Below are 19,634 nucleotides of genomic sequence, written 5' to 3' on the forward strand. Positions count from 1 at the left end.
TCGTAGAACGTGTACACGTCGTAGGTCGGCGTCGGGCGCGAGCCGCGTGAGATTGCCCCGGTAGGCTCGCGCAGTGAGCGTGTAGACGCGAACACCGACGATCGCGTAGTTCGTGGACCGGTAGACGCACCCTGGCTATCGCGATCTGGAGTTCGTCCAGCGGTCTGGGTGCGGCCGTCGGCCCGGTCGTCGGCGGGGTGCTGCTCCGTCACTTCCTGGTCAACGTGCCGATCGTGGCGCTCTGCCTGGCGGGGTGGTGGTGCCCGCCCTGAAGGGCATCGCCCGGTCGGTCCTCGGCCTCGGCGGGTGTGGTCTACGGCATCATCGAAGTCGGCAACGGACAGCGGCTCTTCCGGCAGCCCGGGTTCACGGCCGGGAGCATGGTCCTGCTGATCTCGTCCGGGGCGCTGGCCGGACATCTGTTGCGGACCCCGATCCCTCTGGTCGTCGCCCTGCTGTGGGTACAGGGCTTCGGCACGGGCCTGGTGGGGACACCGGTCACCGCCGTGATGATGAGCGGTGTGCCACCGAAACTGTCCGGTGCCGGATCGGCTGTCATCAGCGTCACCCGGCAGGTGGGAGGCACGCTCGGATGGCGATGGCCGGCTCGGTCCTTTCGGCGGTGTACCGGGATCGCATGGCGAACACCCAGCTTCCCGGCACCGCGCGGGGACTGCCGGCGGACGCGGAGGAGCGGGCCCGAACATCGGCCGAGGCGGCCCGCTCCCTGGCCGGATCACTGCGGCTGCCGGAGTTGGCGGCCGCGGCCGACGGCGCCTTCCTGCAAGCGATGTACACGGCCACGGCCTGGAGCGCCGTACTGGCTTTCGCCGGGTGTGTGGTGGCCGCAGTGGGCCTGCGTGCCTGGAACGTCAAGAGCACAAAGGGAGAGGACTGAGGTGACCGACACCCGAGCGGCATCGCCCGAAGCGGCGTGGTCGGTCCTCGTGACCGGCGGGAACAGAGGGACCGGTTGGGCCATGGCCCGCCGCTTCGCCGCGTCGGGAGACCTACCGCGATGACAAGCCACCGGACGGCGACAGCCTCCTCGCGGCCCGGCGCGAAGTGGGGGACTGGGAGCAGGTGCACCGGGCCTTCACGGAGGCGGAGGCCGCGCACGGCCCGGTCACCGTCCTGGTCGCCGACGCGGGCGCCACCAACGACCGGCTGCTGCTGACCATGCGCGAGCAGTGCCGCAGTACACCGAGGAACGCGGGCCCTGTCAGGAACGTGTGCGCGTGGTCCGCCTCCGTGCGCGGCGGGAGGGTTCGGCGGTGTCCCCGGCTCCCGTCAGGTCCAGGACGGCTCCCTGACCGGCCACGGGAGTTCCGGAGCCGCCGCCCTCGTCCGTGTCGGGCTTGAGGTCACGGCGGGCCAGCCACCGGTCGATACCCACGTTGATCAACAGGCACACGGCGCCCCAGCCGACGATCGTCGCCAGGTGGCCGCCGATGCCTGCGCCGTCGAAGTAGACCGCGGCGCGGACCAGGTCGACCGCGGCGGGCAGGGGCAGCACGTCGTTCAGGCCGCGGAAGAACTCGGGGACCATGTAGAGGGAGATGGCCCCGCCGGAGGCAGGGACCCCCATCATCAGGGCGATCACCAGCACGGGAATGACACCGGCGATACCAAGGGTGCGAGTGAACACCGCGGTGAAAAGCGAGATGCTGAAGATCGTCAGTGCTCCGAAGCCGACCATCGCCCAGCCGTGGCCGTTGATCGCGCCGATCAGGACGTCGAACAGCACCCACAGCCACACGGCCATGCCCACCGCCCAGCCTGCGATCATCGGCAGGAGCTGACGCAGCCGCTTGATCTCTGGCGCGCCGCCGCGCAGCGCCGCCATGACCACGAAGCCGGACATGACCCACGACATGGCCGCGTACATGCTGTTGCTGCCGTTGGAGTCGGAGGCGTTCAGCGGCTTGATATCGGTCGTTTCCAGCTGGGTTTTCTGGCTCTGGGCGATCTGCTGGAACATCGCCCGCAGTGCGTTGTGCTGGCCGACTCCCGCCGCCGACGAGGTGTAGAGCTTCGGCTCACCGCCCTTGGCGGTGGGCAGCACGTACACGCCGACGACCTCGCGCTCGCGGATCTGGTCGGTCGCGCGGGCGAGGGAGGTGCTGGTGGTCAGGGAAACCAGGTCGCCCAGGCCCTTCTGAAGACCCTCGGTCGCCTGCTCGGCTTGCTCCTGAGAAGCGCCGACGACCACGACGGGCATGTCGCGAATCTCCGGCTGGTGCAGGGAGGCGCTCATCATGCCGACGACGACGGTGAGGATGGCCAGCGGGAAAGCGGCCACCGCGAAGTACCGGAGCCGCTTGGGGCGCACCGGGCCACCGGACATGGCGGGCCGAGGGGCGTCGGGGTTGTCGGACTCCTGGGCGTCCGCGAGGGCGGCCCCCTTGCGGCGCCCCAGCAGGAGGGTGATTGCGAGGGCGGCGACCATCCAGATGGCGAGTGTCAGCAGGTGCTTGCCCACTCCCCGGCCGTCGAAGTAGATGACCGACCGAAGTGCCTCACCCGCGGCCGGCAACGGCAGCACGTCGTGCAGGAAGCCGAAGAAATCGGGCATCGCGTGGATCGGCATGGCGAGGTTCGAGGAGGGCACGCCGAAGACGACCCACAGCAGCATGCCGGGCAGCAGCGCGAGCCCGCCCAGGACCCTGGCGAACAGCAGCTGACCGATACCCACGGCTCCTGTCGCCAGCATGCCGATCCCGACGAACGCCAAATAGTGACCGTCGACTGCCCCCACGATCGGCCCCAGGATCAGCCATGTCACTGTGCTGGTCAACACTGCCCAGCCGGCCAGCAGCGGCAGGAATCTGCGCAGGGCGAGCAACTGGGGTGCCGCCGTCATCATCCCGCTCAGCGGTACGTACCCGACCATGATCATGCCGATCGCAGCGAGCAGCACGGCGATGCCCGCGCTGTCCCCTGAGGGCAGCGGCGCGACGTCCTGGGCCTTGGCCGTCCAGCCGTGGCCCGCCGCCACCGGGGCCAGGATCTGTCTGACCGCTCCCGCCTGCGAGGCACCGGCTGCCTGGGCGGTGTAGACGGTCGCCTCGGTGGAGCCGTCCGCGGGAATCAGCAGTACACCGGCGACGTCGCGGTCCTTGAGCAGGTTGAGCGCCTCCCTGCGGTCGCCGACCAGTCGGGGGTCGGCGGCGCCGTCCTGAACGGACTTCAGCTCGTTGACGACGGACTCGGCCACGGCCCCCGAGCCGACCACGCCGACTGGCATGTCCCGGGTCTTCGGTGAGTGCATCGTGCCCATGTAGGTCGCGTACATCATCGTGACCATGAGAAAGGGGATGAGGAAGAGAAAAACCCGCTTCGCGATCTCCCGTTTCCGGTCCGCGTCGGGTGAATCCGGCTCGCGCCCGCTCACCTCGGCGACGGGGGTCGGCGTTTCCATGATGTGCTCCTGACGGGCGTGGTCGAGCGCAAGGCGCAGTTGTTGATGCAGGTTGATGCACAGAGAAAGCCGCGTCCGGGTGAGCGTCGTGTCGCTCATGTCGGCCACGGAGGATGGAGGAGCTGCCGCCGGTGGACACGCAGCAGGCACAGCAAGAAATTGTGGTGAGGGCCAAAGGTCGATTCCCGAACTCGTCGAGGCGTTCGGTCTCGCGTCCGTTTCAGGAACGGCCAGCCACTGGGCGCCGGAGCGGTGGAACGCGTCATGGACGATCTGAAGCAGTTGAACTCCGACATGGCAGGGATGACCGGTCACCCGTGGCCCCGGGTTCGCCGGGTTCCCGTGCGCTGAGCGGACCCGCTGGGCGTCATCGTGCTGATTGGTCCGAAGGCGGTTCCTTGGACGCCGTGGGGAATCGCGGTCACTTCCGGAGTCCACCGGAAACGGCCGACAGGCGTCGTCATCCGGGGCACTGAGCCTGCGGGCAGTTGGTCGCGATACATGCCGCGTCAGCACTCGGCGATGACGGCGAGCAGGGCCTTGACGCGGGCCTGCGCTCGCTCGGCGACGTCGCCGCCGAGGGCGACATGGACCGGTCGGCCTCGATGGCGCCGATCGCCGGCTCCGCGACCTCGCGCGGAGTGAGTTTCGCGCCGCAGCGTACGGCGACGTTCTGCACCGATGCGGGAGCGCCGCCCCGCAGATCGATATCGAGCGTCTCGGTCAGCCCCACGACCGCGTGCATGGTGGTGGTGTACGGCGTGAGGTCGGGAAGGGGAGCGGGACCTCCGGAGGATGCGGTGTTGAGGAAATGGCCCGTGCCCTGCTCGATGAGCAGGGGAGCGAAGGCCTTGACACCGTGGACGACTCCGAGCACCTTGACGCCGATCATCAACTCCCAAGTGCGCGCCTCTTGTTCCCGGACGGGAGCAGGAGTGGAGACGACGCCGGCGTTGTTGCAGACCAGGTCCGCTCGCCCGTACGCGGCGATGGTCCGGTCGGCGAGGGCTTCGGCGAGGCCGTAGCCTGTTCTGCTGGCCCCTCCGGTGATGACGGCGACCTGCCCATTCTTGATGCGCATGCGTGCTCCTGTCTTAATCTGGGGCTGGCAAAACCGCGGTGATGAGCGCTTCGAATTCGGGCATCACAACGGATTGCAAACCACTCTGTCGCTTCGCGGGTGGCGCGCAACGGAGCGCATCGAGCTACGAGTGGGAGTCTTTCGGGGTCCATCCCACTATAGGAATGGTTTGCCGGTTTCCCCCGTTCTCCAGAGGTGAATCGGAAGACGGCGATTGCTACTGCAGTACTACTGGCCCTCATCCGAAAGATTGGGGTCCGAAAGCCGAATACCTGCACCAGGCGTCATGAGGTGGTCTTTGCGGGCTTCGACGGTTTGGCCGGTGCGTGTGCCGGGCTGCTGGCGGGGCAGGAAGGCGGCGAGCGCGCAGCACAGCGCGCCGGGCGCCGGCGCCGATGGCCAGGACGGTCCTGAAGCCGTTCTCCGACGGAAGGGCGCGGCCCGCGAAGGCGGTGGGCATCTGCGCCAGGACCACGCCGACGACAGCGCCGGAGAAAGAGGTGCCGAGGGAACGCATCAGGGTGTTGAGGCTGTTGGCGGCGGCGGTCTCGGACACCGGTACGGCGCCCATGATGAGCGCGGGCATGGCGCCGTACGCCAGCCCCATCCCTTCGCCGACCATGCAACCGACCACGACCAGCTGCCAATCTCGGACATCGGCACGATGCCGATCCCGTAGCCGGCGGCCACGGCCAGCGCGCCGATCACCAGAGTGACCTTGGGGCCGCGTGTCTTGGTGATGCGCGCGGAGAGCGGGGCCGTGGCCATCATCACCAGGCCCGTCGGCGCCGTGGCCAGACCGACGGTCAACAGGTCCTTGACCATGCCGTAGCCGGTCTGCTCAGGCAGTTGCAGCAGCTGCGGCATGACCAGGGACAGCGCGAGCATCGAGAAGCCGATGGCGACGGACACGAGGTTGGCGAACAGCAGCTGGGGACGGGCGGTGGTACGCAGATCGACCAGCGGCACGCTGACGCGCAGTTCGAAACGTCCCCGCAGGAGCAGCACGATCGCCGCGGCGACGAACAGGCCTAGGGGGCAGTGCTGCTCCAGCCCCAGTCGGCTCCCTTGGGTCCGCCAGGCCGAGGCCGACCATGGCCAACGCGACACCACAGCGACATGGGGTCGCAATATGTGTCGATTCGCTACACCGACCGGTCGGCCGACATCGGCGCCTCCGCATCTGCCGGTTCCGTCGCGGACTCGCATGACAACGCCATGGCCGAGGCGCTGAACGGCATTGAAACAAGATCGCCGGACTCTACGAAACTCGGGGCAGCTCAAACTGTGGTCGGCCATCAAAGCATGCGAGCTCGCCAACTTTGCCGCAGGCCACCTCGCCGACGTCGCCGATGCAGCCGAGCGCGGCATCCACCGAATCTGCTCCAGCGAACAACTCGCATGGTCCTTCCTCACCCACACCGACCCAACAATCCACCTCCAAGCATCACAGAACCAGCGAAAAACGCAGTAGGCACGGGATCACGACGTCGAGGGTGCCGGCGCCCGGGACCGCGACGGTCTGCTCGTCGAGCGCGTCGAAGACCTCGTCGATCAGCCGCTGGGCCATGCGCGGAGCCTTGGGTCGGATCACCTCAGCGAGCGTGCGGCGACCGGCTTTCCGGTGCGGGGTCGGCTCGACACCGGTCGTGGAAACAGAACCGCGTCGTGATCCACCTCAGTTCCTGAACACAGACCGAACGGAGTGGTCAGGCTGAAAGTCGTCCGTCGGCCCTGGATGAACATCAGGAGCTCGGCCGACAACGGCCACGGAACGGCGACGCGACACTTCTCCCGCACATTACATCCCATGTTTGCGACGTGAAGATCCTCGTGTCGACCTTCGGGTCCACCCTGCTGCGAGCCGCCTGATGGCTTTTCACCTGCTCGAATCCGACATGCAGGCGACCGTGATTGACTGTTTTGCGGCATATCGTCCGATCTGCTGCCGTCGCGTGGTGGTACCCAGCGCGTCGCAATGGCGAATGATTGATCCCATGAATCGGCATTGCTGATCAATCGTTTCGCTCTCTAGTATCGCCGGTGCCCAGAGGCGATGAACCTGTCCTACGCGGCGCACAACCGTACAGGCGGCGCTCCGACCTCACGCGGCCGCGGCGCGGGGTAGATCACCGACGCGACACTGACGTCGCGTTCACTTTTCCTGGACGAGCACTGGAAGAGCAGGGGAATCCGTACGTGATTTCACGCACCACCATCAAACGCGCCGCAGTGGCGGGAGCGACGAGCCTGGCGTCGGTCCTGGCGTTCGTGTCGCCGGCCGACGCCGCGACCAACCTCAGAGGCATCGAACCGTTCAACACCGACAAACTCCTCATGACCATCTGCAACGGCCGGAACGACTGGCCCACCTACTGGTGGCTCAACATCCAGACGGGTGAGGTCATGGAGGACGGCCTCCATGGCATCCCGGGCGAGAGCATCCCGTACCCCTGGGAACGCTTCGAGGGCTACTGCAGCTACCCGCAGTCGTCCAGCTGGACCTGGACCGGAGCCGAGAAGCAGGTCAGCAACACCCTGGTCAACTGCAGCTCCGGTTCCCAACTGAGCCAGAACCTTCAGCTCAATGGCAGTACGACCAGCACGACCACCAACAGCGTCACCGGCTCGGCGAAGATCGAGTGGGGCATCATCGAGAAGGTCCTCTCGGTCGAGGCCGGTGCCAGCTACACCCGTAGCTGGTCGTACGCGAAGTCCTCGGGCTGGTCCACGACCACCGGCATCACCGTCCCGCCGAAGCGGGTGGGCTGGATGGCGCTCCGCCCGCTCATGCGCACCGTGCGCAGCAACCCCGTCTTCCACGTCACCCGCTACTCGTGGGGTGCGCCGGGTACCCACAAGCAGGTCGACTCCTACTCCTGGCGCGGCCGTGGCTACAACGAGATCACGTCCTACGGCGCCTACTACGACGCTGTGGGCAACGTGCTCAACCCCGACGGCACGCCGAAGGGCCAATACGTGGCCCGCGATCGTGCGGTGAACAGCTCCGACCGCTGCTGACACCGCCTGACGAACCCGGGCCGTTCCCGGCGAGCGGATCTCGCCGGGAACAACCGCGCGGGAGGGGCGGCTTCAGGCGCGATGGTTGCCGCCGAGCGAACGGCGCCGGGAGGTGAATCAGATCCGCGCCGCGCCTGCATCGACTCCTGGAACCTCAACCCGAAACCAACTCGAACTGACAAGAACCGGATCACGGGGCACTAGGCCGAAAGATGCCGCGTTCGTTCGGCCGTCGTCCCCATTGTGCGGATTCGGGATGTGGGGGGCGAGGCCGGGCGGCCGAGGATTCGCCCCACCGTCGAGGTCAGGGTTCGTCGAGCAGGCGCCGAGCCGTCGTGATGTCGGTGATCAGCACGGTGATCCAGCAGCCGCGTACGGCGGCGCGTACGGCCGTGTACTTGCGCTCGCCCGCCGCAGGCGGCGGCGATGCGGCGCGGGACCGTACGCAGTTGGTCGACAGAGATGCCGATCGTCCGCTCGCCCAGGCCCGCGTCGACATGGAAGCACTGGCAGATGTCGCCCACCGCGTCCAGGGCGCGCAGTCGGGCGATCTCCTCTTCGGCTACCGCGTTGCCGCTGAGGTGGAGCAAGGGCGACGGTTCGAGGCTTCCGATGCCCACCAGGACAGCACTGGGCTGCTGCCATGCCTCGCTGACCTCCAACACTGCCGGATCCTGCCGCAGAGAGAGGCGGGCCCGCGCGGAGCCGACGAGGCTCGACGCGCGGACGAAGAGCGGGGTGGCGTAGGTGAGTTCGGCGAGTCGGGCGGTGAGACGGGTCGCCTGCACCTGACTCTGAGGGTCGCCGATACCGCCCATGAGCTGGACGACCTGGGGGCACCCGGTGATCTGGCGGGCTGCATTGTCTCGATGGCGGCGAGCAGAGTCTTGCTCCAGGTCGAGACCCCCGATCAGGTCGCCGAGGGAAAGGCGGTCTCCACGTAGCTCGCGGCCGCCGATCCGAGGGCGCGCAGCGGCGTGCGGGAGTGTTCCGGCAAGTCCTCGCTGTCGAGGAAGTCGCGATGCCACCCCGCTGCCGGACTGGCTCGATCACCTCGCGGCCTCCCGCCTTCCCGCACCGGCCAGCCCGGCCAGTGCGCTCCGCGAGGACCTGGCGGCGGTCGTGCAGGACATCACCACCCCGCTCGCCTCCGGTGTCAACGAGGGCCGCATCACCGACCTGGCAGAAGCGGCTGATGGCCGGACGCGCGGGCGTCCCGCCGCTCCGCCACCGCGGCATCTTCATAATGATCCTGTCCGTTTTTGACTGCGCCTAGGCCAATTTTCACAATGCGGTCGGCCACAGTCCGGATAGCCTTCTGAATGCGCGACCGGATGCGGACGCGTTGGCACCCGCCGAACTCTCGCAGTGTGAACTGCTTCGCCTGTTTCGCCCAGTGGCGAAGCCCGGAGAGAACGGCGATGTTCTCTGGAGCGCATATGACCAATGCGGATACGAATGTCGCTGATTACGTGATCGTCGGTGCCGGAGCGGCGGGTCCCGTACTCGCCGCAAGACTGAGCGAGAACCCGGAAGTCACGGTCGTTCTCCTCGAAGCGGGAGGGGAGAATACCGATGACAGGGGACGCATGCAGGGCGCGTTCTTCCTGCTATGGGGCGGCGAAGCCGACTGGGGCTACGCGACCACCGCACAACCCGAGCTGAACGGGCGGCAGATCTACGTCCCCCGGGGCCGGGTGATGGGCGGCTCCACCGCCATCAACGTGGGCGCCTGGCTGCGCGGCTCCCAGGCCGACTACGACGGCTGGGCCGGCCTCGTCGGCGACAAGGGCTGGGCGTTCGAGAACGCGCTCCGCGTCTTCCGCCAGATCGAGGACACCGACCGGGGGCCCTCCGAATGGCGTGGGAGCGGTGGTCCCGTCGGCATGGCCGACCTGCCCGCCCCCACCGCGCTGGCCGACACGCTCCTTGAGGGCTTCACCGAGGCGGGCTACGGCCCGCGCGGCGATGTCGACGCTGAATCACCGTATGTCGCGGACCGCTACCAGACGATCTTCCCCGAAGGATATCGCCAGACGATCGCGGACGCCTACCTCGGTGAGGACGTCCGGTCACGCCCGAACCTCACGATCATCACCCGGGCGTTCGCGCGACGCGTCTCCTTTGACGGCACCCGGGCCACCGGAGTGGTCTACCGGAAGGACGGGCGCGACCACGAGGTCTCCGCGACCCGGGAGGTCGTCCTGTCGGCCGGCGCGATCAACACTCCGCAGTTGCTGATGCTGTCGGGCGTCGGCCCTGCCGGGCACCTGCGCGAGCACGGCATCGACGTGGTCGCCGATGCGCCGGGAGTTGGCGAGAACCTCCAGGACCACCTGTTCGCGCCGGTGCGTGGTGTCGCCCGGCCAGGCGTCGAGGGCTCGTACCCCGCCAATACGGACGAGGCGACGCTCGCCGAGTGGCGGGCCGGCCGGACCGGCCCTGCAGCCTACTGGCAGCAGAACGGCGTCGGCTTCGTGGCCACGACTCCCGGCCTCCCCGGCCCCGACTTCGAGCTGATGTTCCAGTACAACCCGGACCTGGGCGACGGAACCCTCTTCAGCGGCGAGGACATCGCGGGCCGCAGCGGATACACGATCGCGGCCATCCTGCTGCAGCCCCGCAGCCGCGGCACGGTCCGGCTGGCGTCCACCGACCCCGAGGAGCACCCCGTCATCGACCCCCGGTATCTCAGCCATCCCGAGGACCTGGCCACGTTCGTCCGGGGACTCCGGGCCTCCCACAAGATCACCCAGTCGCCCTCCCTGGCCCCGTACACGGAGCAGGTGCATCCACCCGTCGATGCCTCGGACGAGGTGTACGAGAAGCTCGTACGCGACGACGCCACCACCGCCTTCCACCCAGTGGGGACGGCGAAAATGGGCGACTCGTCAGACCCCTTCGCAGTGACCGACCCGCAGCTGCGCGTGCGCGGAGTGCAAGGGCTGCGGATCGCGGACGCATCGGTGTTCCCCACCATCATCCGCGGACACACCATGGCCCCGACGGTGTTCGTGGCCGAACGCGCGGCGGAGCTCCTGCGTACGGCGCAGTGAGCCCGAACTGACGGGATCCCGTCCGGCGGGCCGTTCGGGCTCAGGAGATGCCGGACGGCAACACCTGTCCGACGGCGGCGCGAGACTTACTTCACTGCGAAATCGTGGATTTCACGTCGTGAAAAGGCACTGGGTGGTCGAGCGGAGCATTGGTGATCGAGCTCGTCGAGTCGCCCCAGACCCGGTGGCGCGCGATCACCGCACCCCACCTCGTCGCCCCGGTCCCGCGGTGGCACCCGCTTACGGGACGGTCATCTCATCGAACGCCCCGACGACCGGCCGGCAGCCGCCAGGTACTACCGACCGTCAGAACATCGTGTTGTCGTTCTTGGAACTGGGGGGAATGACCTGAAGCACATCCCAGTGCTCGACGATCTTTCCATCAGCGTCGAAGCGGAAGATGTCGATGCCTGCATATTCTTCCTCCGGCCACACCTGATGGCAGTGCAGGATGACGTGGTCGCCCTCGGCGAAGGCGCGCTTGAACTCCACGCGCTTCCCGGGGTATCCGGCGGCCATCCGCTCGAAATAGTCGATGAAAGCCTGCTTGCCGTCGGCCACCTCCGGGTTGTGCTGGATGTACGTGGCGCCCACGTACCTCTCCAGGGCCTCCGCGGGACGGCACTGATTGAACATCAGGTCGTAGAACGCCTTGGCTGTGGCTTTGTTGCGTTCGAGATCAGCATCGGACATGACGAGCACTATAGGCGGCTCCGCAAGCGCACCCACGACATGAGCGGGTTCGTGGTGCTGCCGCGCAGGTGGGTGGTGGAGAGAACGCTGAGCCGGCTGATGCGCTCGCGCCGCCCGGTGCGCGAACACGAGACGCTGCCCGCCAAGCACGAGGCCATGGTGCCGTGGTCGATGGCCATGCTCATGAGCGGCCGCCTGGCCGGGCGCCGGCCGGGCGCCTTCAGCCGGCCGACGCCCCGAGCGGCGTGCACACCCCCGGCCGAATCTGGAGCGCCCAGCCCCGTCCCACCAGGCGTTGCGCCATCGACCGCAGCCCCTCGACCTTGGCCGGGACCGCCTGAAGGCCCGGGGCCGCGGCCAGCTGCTGGCACCGCTTACCCTCCCGGGCCGCATCCGACTCCAGCACGGACATGATCTGCTGGTAGTCCGGAGGCAGGACTGTCGCCGTCATGCCTGCGGCCCGTCTGGGCATCACCGGCGCCGCGACCGCGAAAGGCGGCTCCGCCAGCACCTCAGCCACGGCCACACGGGCATCCGCCAAGCGCTGAAGTGCCGCCCGGCCTCCTCGCGCAACCGTGCCACCTCTTCCCGGATCTCCTTCATAGCCGAGGTGATCGGTGATCTCACCTTTAAAGGGTGGATTCCAAGACCCGCCTGGTCGGCTACTGCGCAACCCGCCCTGCCCGATCAGCTGCAACCCCTTCGACCGGGCCCGCTCCACCGCGTCGCGACCAGGAGGATGCGGTGGCGGAGCAGGGCGAACCCGGCACGGCCCTGCATCTGCCTCGTGATCCGCTTGGTTCGTGTGTTGACGCCCTCGGTGCGGCCGTTGTGGTACGGGGTGGTGAGTCCGGCGTCGGCGGCGCGGTCGAGGTCCAAGCCGTTCACGAAGGGGCGCAGGTGCGGCAGGTCGGCGGCGCGCACCGTGGTGATCCAGTCGGTGAGCGTGGCGTCGTTGCCCTCCGCCGGCGTCAGTAGCTGGGCGAACTCGCCGGTGAGGCGGGCGAGTTCGGTCCTCTCGGGGCCGGCTTGGGTGAGGTGCCGCAGTAGTGCGATGTCCTTGTCGCGCAGGTTCTCGGGGCGGGTGAGTAGGAGGTGGGCGAAGCGCTGCGGGGTGGTGACCGGCTTGTCGCCCTCGGCGCGGCCCTGGGTGATACGGCGGTAGAGCAGGTTGAGGCTCGCGGTATGGCCCAGTTCCTCGATCTCCCGGAAGAGCTGGAGGACGGGGACGGACGGGTCTTCCGCGCGGCGGGCGCGCAGGTGGTCGCGGTAGGGGGCGACGAGCCTGGGCTTGTGGCGAGGTGCACGGCGGTCGCCGGTGGGCTCCTTCCTACGGGCGTACCGCTTGACGGTGTTCAGAGCGACATCGAGGCGGCGGGCGCATTCGAGCAGGCCCACACCCTCGCCGAGCAGCTGGTGGACCTGCTGCCAACGCTCGCGCGAAGTCTGCTCACGTATTGCTTCCGGGCCGGGCGGTGTTCACGGCGGTGGCCCAGCGGGCGGCGTGGGAGCGGACCTCGGCCAGGACCTTGCCGCACAGATTGCTCCACAGATGCCACCTGTAGCTGACCTGCACCGCTTCGGGCAGGCCCTGGCGGATCGCCTTGCCGTAAGAGCCGGAGCCGTCCTGGCAGACGCACTCGGCCCCGGGATGCTCGCGCAGCCACGCGACCAGAGTCTGGGCGGTACGGTCGGGCAGGACGTCGATCCGCTCGCCGCCCTCGGCGTCGATGATCACGGTGGCGCAGCGGTGCCGGCGCTTGAGGGCGAAGTCATCGACGCCGAGCACGCGCGGGACGCGCAGCGGCGGCAGCGCTCTGCGTATGAGCATGCGCAGCGCGGTCGAGCGGGAGATCGCGCAGGCAAGCACATGGGAGAGGCGGGCGCCCGCCCGGCCCGCTAACTCCTTAGCCAGGCAGCCGAGTTGGTCGGCCAGGCGGTTGGCGCGACGCTGGTAGCGCTTCACGACATCAGGAACCTGCTCACGGAACGTATCCGCGACCACCCGCCCGTGGAAGCCGTGCACCCGTCCCGTCGGCTGCCCGCACGCTGGGCACGGCACCGGATCGTCCCGGGTCCGCGCCGACACCCGGATGACTTCGCCCTCGTCCGTCACGCTCTCGACGACGAGGGCGGACAGCCCCGAAAACACCACACCGACAAAGGGGGCCGGACAGCGTGTGTAGCCAGGGGCGGCAAGCGGCCCCGGGCCTGGCAGGACGCTGTCGTGCCGAAGTTCTCCGCGTGCTTTGGGAGGAGGGCGGCCACTACTGGAGTAGGAGGCGGCAGCGGCGTATTCGCTTCCCCGGTGCCGTAAGCGGCCGGATTTGAGCGCCTAGCGTGAGAACCGGGTCAAGCAGACCCCAGTTCTCGTCAATCCGTCCCGTTGTTCCCAAGTGGGAGTACTTCTGTGGCCACCTTCCTCTACAGAGTCGGCCGGTTCGCCTTCAGACGACGACGCCTCATGGTGATGCTGTGGATCGCCGTTCTGGCGGTGGTCGGCATTGGCTCCGCGAGTGTGTCCGGCGCAACGTCGGACCAGTTCACGATTCCCGGCACCCAGTCGCAGAAGGCGCTCGACCTGCTCGACAAGGAGTTTCCGGAGGCGTCTGCCTTGGGTGCCACCGCCCGAGTCGTCTTCGAGGCCCCCGACGGGCAGAAGCTGACGTCCGGGGCGAACAGGACTGAGGTCGAGTCGCTGATCGCCGACCTCAAGAAGGCTCCCCAGGTGGCGAGCGTCAGCGACCCGTACCCCGGTCGTCTGATGAGTCGGGACGGCAGCATCACCTACGCCCAAGTGACGTACAGGGTTGCCCAGGCCGACGTCACCGCCGAGGCGCGGGACGCCCTGCACGCCGTCGCCGACAAGGGCGAGAAGGCGGGTCTGGCGGTGAGCCTGGGCGGCAACGCGGTCAACGAGAAGGAGGGGGCCAATGCTGGCGAGCTGATCGGTCTCGCGGTGGCCGCCGTGGCGCTGGTGATCACTTTCGGCTCGCTGCTCGCCGCCGGTCTGCCGCTGCTGACCGCCCTACTGGGCGTTGTCATCGCGATCCTGTCGATCACCGTCGCGACCGCGATCTGGGACATGAGCTCCTCGGCGTCGACGCTCGCGCTGATGCTGGGGTTGGCGGTCGCCATCGACTACGCCCTGTTCATCGTCTCCCGCTACCGCAGCGAGATCAGGGCGGGCCACGAGCCGGAGGACGCCTGCGGGCGAGCCCTGGGGACGGCCGGATCAGCGGTCGTGTTCGCCGGTCTGACCGTGGTGATCGCGCTGGCCGGCCTCGGCGTCGTCGGCATCCGGCTGCTGACGGACCTGGGCCTGGCGGCGTCGTTCGCGGTCGTCGTGGCCGTGGTCGTTGCCCTGACCCTGCTGCCCGCGTTGCTGGGCTTCGCGGGGACGCGCATCATGAAGGGCAACCTCCAGACCAAGCGCATGCGGGCGCTGGAGCGCGGCGAGGGCGAGTCGATGGGTGTGCGCTGGGTGGGGCACGTCATCCGCCACCCGTGGCGGGCGCTTGTGGTCTCGGTCGCCGTGCTCGGTGTGCTGGCCATCCCGGCTCTGTCGATGCGCCTGGGCATGCCGGACGACAGCACGGCTCCCGCGGGCAGTACCCAGCGGGTCGCGTACGACACTCTGAGCAAGGGATTCGGCCCGGGCTACAACGGCCCGCTCACGGTCGTCGTGGACGCCCGGGACAGCAAGGCCCCCCAGGCCGCCGCCGAGCAGGCGGTCACCGCGCTGGGCAAGCTGCCTGATGTCGCTTCTGTGAGCCCGGCCGTGTTCAACACCTCGGGCGACGTGGCCCTGATCCGGGCTGTCCCCAAGAGCTCCCCGAACAGCCAGGAGACGGTGGACCTGGTCGGGGAGATCCGTGACACCACCGCCCCGGCCGTGCTGAAGGGCACGGACGCGGAGGTCGTGATCACCGGTACGACAGCCCTGAACATCGACGTCTCCGACAAGCTCGGCGACGCTCTCGTGCCCTACCTCGTGGTGGTCGTAGGCCTGGCGCTGATCCTGCTCCTGCTCGTGTTCCGCTCCATCCTGGTACCGGTCAAGGCGACGCTGGGCTTCCTGCTCAGTGTGGTGGCGACCCTGGGCGTCCTGGTCGCGGTCTTCCAGTGGGGCTGGCTCAAGGACGTCTTCGGCGTCGACACCACCGCGCCCATCGTGAGCGTGATGCCGATCTTCATGATCGGCGTGGTCTTCGGCCTCGCCATGGACTACCAGGTCTTCCTCGTCACCCGGATGCGGGAGGAGTACGTCCACGGTGCCGAGCCCACGGAGGCGGTGGTCGCGGGCTTCCGGCACGGCGCCCGTGTGGTGACGGCCGCGGCGATCATCATGATCTCCGTCTTCGCCGGATTCCTGCTCGCCGACGCCGCACTGATCAAGTCCATCGGTCTGGGTCTCGCCTCGGCTGTCCTCTTCGACGCCTTCGTGGTCCGTATGACGATCGTGCCCGCGGTCATGGCACTGCTGGGCCGCCGGGCCTGGGTACTGCCTCAGTGGCTGGACCGAATCCTGCCCAACGTCGATGTCGAGGGCGAGAAACTGCGGCACGTCCTGGACGGGCCGACCGACACGACAGGGCCCGACGGGGAACCCGGGCGCGGAAGTGCTGAGGACAGGCTGCTCGCGCCTGCCCGTTGGGGCCAGGACTGACCACCGCGCCGCATACAGTGGCCCGGCGTAAGTGATCCCACGGCAGTGGGAGCCCCTTTCAGACGCCGTCCGTCGGTCCTTGCTCCCCCCAAGGGCCGACGGACGGTCAGCCGGTACCTCGGAGACACACGCCGTGACCTCAGCATCGAAAAACTCCCCAGCCGAACCCGGCACCCTGCTCGGCAGCTCCGAGGACCGCACGGTGGTCCGGGTCCTGACTCTGCTGGTCTCCCTGGGCCGGGCGGACCAGGCCTACCCCCATGTCAGGAGGTGGGGGATACCGATCCTGTGCACCGTGCTCGGTCTCCAGCCCCTGATGGAATACCCCGGCCCGGGGCCCACGCTCCCGGTCTCACTGGGCCTGCTGGCCGGAATCACCGTCCCGCTGCTGTGGCGCCAGAGCCGTCCTGTTCTGGTGTTCACAGTCGTCACGGGCTTCTCCGTGGCGGAGGCCGCCTGTGGCGTGCTGACCAACGCGCACTTCCTCGCCCAGCTGATCATGCTGTACAACCTGGCGCGCTTCGCAACGCCCCTCGCTCTGGCAGGGGCCGTTTCGGCCGTCGTACCCCAGACGGTGATCACCATGCTCGCCTTCTCCTCCGACGTACAGCTCAAGCGCATCACCACCGCCCTGGCTCTGGCCGTCATGCTGTCGCTGTGCATGCTCGCGATGGCGGGACTCGGGCTGGGCGGCCGGGTGGCACGCCTGTACATCACCGCCCTGCAGGACCGGGCGGTACGGCTGGTGGTGGAGCGCGACCAGCGGGCCCGGCTCGCGGAAGCGGCGGAGCGCGCCCGCATCTCCCGGGAGATGCACGACATCCTCGGCCACACCCTCGGTGTCATGGTCGGTCTCGCCGACGGTGCGTCCGGACTGGCCGAGGCCAACCCCAAGCGCGGTGCCGAGACACTGCTGATCATCGCCGACAGCGGCCGCGGTGCCCTGGCGGAGCTGCGTCGGCTCCTCGGCACTCTCCGCGAGCGGGGCACCGCGTCCTGCGACTCCCGGCTGGCACCCCAGCCCGGCCTGACCGACCTCGACGCCCTCCTGGAAAGGGTCCGGGCCGCCGGCCCCGCCGTTACCCTGCACACCGAAGGGGAACTCGTCGGCCTGCCCGCAGGACTCCAGCTCACCGTCTACCGCATCGTCCAGGAAGCACTGACCAACACTCTCAAGCACGCCACCCTCGTGACAACGGTCGACGTGACCGTAGTGGCGACCTCCCACGCGGTGCGTGTCACTGTCGAAGACAGTGGCCCTGCGTGTCCCCGGCGCAAGCGCCCTCACTACGACGGGGGACAGGGGCTCCTCGGTATGCGCGAGCGCGCCCTGCTCTACCAGGGGACCGTGACTGCCGGCCCGAACTCCCGGGGCGGCTGGAGCGTCCGAGCGGAACTGCACCTCCTCCCACCCACCGACACGCCTACGCCTACGGAGAAGCACCCGGCATGACCACTGTCCTCATCGTCGACGACCAGGCCCTGCAACGCCTCGGCTTCAGCATGCTCATGGAACAGCACCCCGACCTGACCGTCGTCGGCGAAGCCACGCACGGCGCCGAAGCGGTACGTATGACGGCCGAACTCCACCCGGACGTCGTCCTGATGGACGTACGCATGCCCGGCATGGACGGCATCGAGGCGACCCGCCGCATCGTCACCTCCGGTGGCCGCTCCCGCGTGCTGGTCATGACCACCTTCGACCTGGACGAATACGCCTACGACGCCCTGCGCGCCGGAGCCAGCGGTTTCCTCCTCAAGGACGCCCTGCCCGAAGAACTCCTCGCCGGTATTCGCGCGGTCGCGGCGGGGGACGCGGTGATCTCACCCGGGCTGACCCGCAAACTCATCGACGCCTTCACCACTCGCCTGCCCGGCCACACCCCCGAGCAGGCGCGCCAGCTGGAAGCCCTCACCGAGCGTGAGATCGAGGTTCTCACCGCGGTCGCCACCGGATGCAGCAATGCTGAGGTCGCCGAACACCTGCACCTGGCCGAGACCACCGTGAAGTCCCACGTCAGCCGCATCCTCGCCAAGATCGGTGCCCGGGACCGGGTCCAGGCGGTCATCTTCGCCTACGACGTGGGGCTCGTCCGGCCGGCATGAGCAACCGGCGCGGTCTGGTTCACGAAGCCGGAATAGGGCCGTGGTCGCCGGATCCGGCCCTGCGCGATCGGGGTGCTCTCGGAGCTGGGGGACGATACGAGAAAGACACCGACTGCTGCCAAAGCGCCCGAGACCGAGGTCGTCGACGATTTCCCGTTCAGGTGGGCACGGGGTCCGGAACCTGACCCCCGCACATCAGTGGGGTACCAGCCAGAAGCAGTCGGCTGGTACCCCACTCGTCGATTCCGGTCGGGCGGTACGCGATCAGCCGGAGTGCACCGCCTGACGCATGTGCTGGGCCATCAGGCCGTAGACCCCTCTGGCCGTTTCGGCGTCGTTCTGGTCGTAGCCGTGGTCAGCCCCCGGCACGTCGATGTGGCCGCAGAGCGCCCCGACGCCACGCAGCCGCTCGGCGTAGCGAGTGCCCTCGGCACGGAGGAGGTCGTGTTCCGGCGTAATGACGAAGGCCGGGGCGATGCCGGTCAGGTCGGCGGTGTCGGAGGGATGGGCGGGGGAGGCCAGGGGATCGCTGCGCACCGTCGGGTCCGGCACGTAGGAGGTGTCGAAGATGTCCGCCATCCATGGGCGCAGTAGCGGCTTGGCGATGACCGAGCGCTTCTCTCTCGCACCGGTGACGAGGTCCAGAGGGGGATAGTGCAGGATCTGGAGGGCGATGGAGGGACCTCCCCTTTCCAGTGCCTGACGGGCCACTGCCGCCGCGAGGGCACCTCCGGCGCTCTGCCCGCCCACCGTGAGGAGGCTGCCGTCCCAGCCGTGTTCGGCGCCGTGTCCGGCCACCCACTCGACGACCTCGTAAGCCTGGTGAGGCGGCGCGGGAAACGGGTGCTGCGGCGCGACGACGTAATCCACGTTCACCACCACCGCACCCGCTTCGGCCACGAGGAATCGACACAGCGGGTCGTCCAGCTCCACAGGCGGCAGGACGAATCCGCCACCGTGGAAGTTCACGTGGACCGGCGGCAGAGGCGCGCCGTCGGGACGGTCGGGGACGTACACCACGGCGCGGGACGGGGCGATGGAGGTCGGGACGATCAGCTCGTGTGTGTTCCGGGGATACTCCGGATAACGTTTGTACAGGGAGGATGTGACGTGTCGGTCCGACAGCAGGGCGTTCAGACGCTGCATCACTTTGGCGGCGGGAAAGGCCAGCGCCGGCCGGGCCAGGAGAGACATGACAGCTCCGTTCGGTGGGATGGTACGCCGGGCTCGCCGCTTCGAGGGGCGGTCACCAGCGCAACCCCCTGCTCTGCCGGCCCCGCCCGTGGTGCCCTGTGGCGTGTGTCCAGGCTAGTTGTCTCTTACGGGGCGAGCAGGGCACCCGAGAACCGAAAACGACGGGCCTGACTGGTACTTGAGTAGGAGTGGTCCGGTCCGAAAGGACAGGTGGGCGCTGCGGCGCTCGGAGTGTGTCCCTTCGGAGGAAGACGCCCCCTACCGTGGTAGTAACCGCCGTCCTGGTTTTGGGTTCTCCGGTGCTGTGCGTTGTCGAGGCGACGCCTTTAACGTGACATATGGGCTGCGCGATGGCCCCTCCGCACTTCTTCCGCGACGAGAACGGATCGCGGG

11 protein-coding genes and 6 pseudogenes are annotated in these 19,634 nt (G+C 68.4%); 7 read left to right on the plus strand and 10 right to left on the minus strand.

Going from position 1 to position 19,634, the window contains the following annotated elements; all coding sequences use genetic code 11:
• Positions 1–104: 104 nt before the first annotated feature.
• Positions 105–898, plus strand: a pseudogene (locus tag ABZ490_RS22605) (hypothetical protein); the annotation flags it as partial.
• A gap of 324 nt (positions 899–1,222) precedes the next feature.
• Here the strand turns inward: ABZ490_RS22605 and ABZ490_RS22610 are convergent.
• From ABZ490_RS22610 to ABZ490_RS22620, 3 genes and pseudogenes are all read right to left on the minus strand, one after another.
• A complete protein-coding gene (locus tag ABZ490_RS22610; RefSeq protein ID WP_358992709.1) occupies positions 1,223–3,736 on the minus strand; it encodes an ABC transporter permease in 2,514 nt (837 codons plus the stop codon).
• Positions 3,737–3,881: 145 nt separating this feature from the next.
• On the minus strand, positions 3,882–4,502 hold the full coding sequence (locus ABZ490_RS22615; protein ID WP_358992711.1) for an SDR family NAD(P)-dependent oxidoreductase: 621 nt from the start codon (positions 4,500–4,502) through the stop codon (positions 3,882–3,884).
• Positions 4,503–4,730: 228 nt separating this feature from the next.
• A pseudogene (locus ABZ490_RS22620) lies at positions 4,731–5,572 on the minus strand (MFS transporter); the annotation flags it as partial.
• A gap of 37 nt (positions 5,573–5,609) precedes the next feature.
• Here ABZ490_RS22620 and ABZ490_RS22625 point away from each other — a divergent pair.
• Positions 5,610–5,744, plus strand: a pseudogene (locus ABZ490_RS22625) (IS3 family transposase); the annotation flags it as partial.
• A 235-nt stretch (positions 5,745–5,979) separates the two neighbouring features.
• Here the strand turns inward: ABZ490_RS22625 and ABZ490_RS22630 are convergent.
• A pseudogene (locus ABZ490_RS22630) lies at positions 5,980–6,126 on the minus strand (IS110 family transposase); the annotation flags it as partial.
• A 575-nt stretch (positions 6,127–6,701) separates the two neighbouring features.
• On the opposite strand from ABZ490_RS22630, the gene ABZ490_RS22635 reads away from it, so the two are divergent.
• The gene (locus tag ABZ490_RS22635) at positions 6,702–7,523 is read left to right on the plus strand and encodes a hypothetical protein (protein WP_358992713.1); all 822 of its coding nucleotides are present in this window, start codon (positions 6,702–6,704) and stop codon (positions 7,521–7,523) included.
• Positions 7,524–7,827: 304 nt separating this feature from the next.
• Here ABZ490_RS22635 and ABZ490_RS22640 read toward each other — a convergent pair whose 3' ends face one another.
• Both ABZ490_RS22640 and ABZ490_RS22645 read right to left on the minus strand, forming a co-directional pair.
• On the minus strand, positions 7,828–8,022 hold the full coding sequence (locus tag ABZ490_RS22640; protein WP_358992715.1) for a sugar-binding domain-containing protein: 195 nt from the start codon (positions 8,020–8,022) through the stop codon (positions 7,828–7,830).
• Positions 7,991–8,341, minus strand: a pseudogene (locus tag ABZ490_RS22645) (sugar-binding domain-containing protein); the annotation flags it as partial. The pseudogene ABZ490_RS22645 and the gene ABZ490_RS22640, both read right to left, overlap by 32 nt.
• A 621-nt stretch (positions 8,342–8,962) precedes the next feature.
• Between ABZ490_RS22645 and ABZ490_RS22650 the strand changes: the two are divergent.
• Positions 8,963–10,579 (plus strand): GMC family oxidoreductase N-terminal domain-containing protein, encoded by a 1,617-nt coding sequence (locus ABZ490_RS22650; RefSeq protein ID WP_358992717.1) that lies wholly within the window; start codon positions 8,963–8,965, stop codon positions 10,577–10,579.
• Positions 10,580–10,885: 306 nt separating this feature from the next.
• Here the strand turns inward: ABZ490_RS22650 and ABZ490_RS22655 are convergent, their stop codons facing one another.
• The 3 genes and pseudogenes from ABZ490_RS22655 to ABZ490_RS22665 form a co-directional block, all read right to left on the minus strand.
• On the minus strand, positions 10,886–11,272 hold the full coding sequence (locus tag ABZ490_RS22655; protein WP_358992719.1) for a nuclear transport factor 2 family protein: 387 nt from the start codon (positions 11,270–11,272) through the stop codon (positions 10,886–10,888).
• Positions 11,273–11,492: 220 nt separating this feature from the next.
• Positions 11,493–11,723: a hypothetical protein gene (locus ABZ490_RS22660; RefSeq protein WP_358992721.1), complete on the minus strand. Its 231-nt coding sequence runs from the start codon at positions 11,721–11,723 to the stop codon at positions 11,493–11,495.
• 236 nt (positions 11,724–11,959) lie between these two features.
• Positions 11,960–13,424: pseudogene (locus tag ABZ490_RS22665) on the minus strand (ISL3 family transposase).
• Positions 13,425–13,682: 258 nt separating this feature from the next.
• On the opposite strand from ABZ490_RS22665, the gene ABZ490_RS22670 reads away from it, so the two are divergent.
• From ABZ490_RS22670 to ABZ490_RS22680, 3 genes are all read left to right on the plus strand, one after another.
• Positions 13,683–15,941: an MMPL family transporter gene (locus ABZ490_RS22670; RefSeq protein WP_358992723.1), complete on the plus strand. Its 2,259-nt coding sequence runs from the start codon at positions 13,683–13,685 to the stop codon at positions 15,939–15,941.
• Between the two features lie 133 nt (positions 15,942–16,074).
• Positions 16,075–17,394, plus strand: a complete 1,320-nt coding sequence (locus ABZ490_RS22675; protein ID WP_358992725.1) for a histidine kinase — start codon at positions 16,075–16,077, stop codon at positions 17,392–17,394.
• Positions 17,391–18,047 (plus strand): response regulator transcription factor, encoded by a 657-nt coding sequence (locus ABZ490_RS22680; RefSeq protein ID WP_358992727.1) that lies wholly within the window; start codon positions 17,391–17,393, stop codon positions 18,045–18,047. Before ABZ490_RS22675 ends, ABZ490_RS22680 begins: the two co-directional genes overlap by 4 nt.
• A 264-nt stretch (positions 18,048–18,311) precedes the next feature.
• Here the strand turns inward: ABZ490_RS22680 and ABZ490_RS22685 are convergent, their stop codons facing one another.
• Positions 18,312–19,241 (minus strand): alpha/beta hydrolase fold domain-containing protein, encoded by a 930-nt coding sequence (locus ABZ490_RS22685; RefSeq protein ID WP_358992729.1) that lies wholly within the window; start codon positions 19,239–19,241, stop codon positions 18,312–18,314.
• Positions 19,242–19,634: the final 393 nt, after the last annotated feature.

The organism is Streptomyces sp. NPDC005811 (assembly GCF_040630405.1).
Classification (GTDB): domain Bacteria; phylum Actinomycetota; class Actinomycetes; order Streptomycetales; family Streptomycetaceae; genus Streptomyces.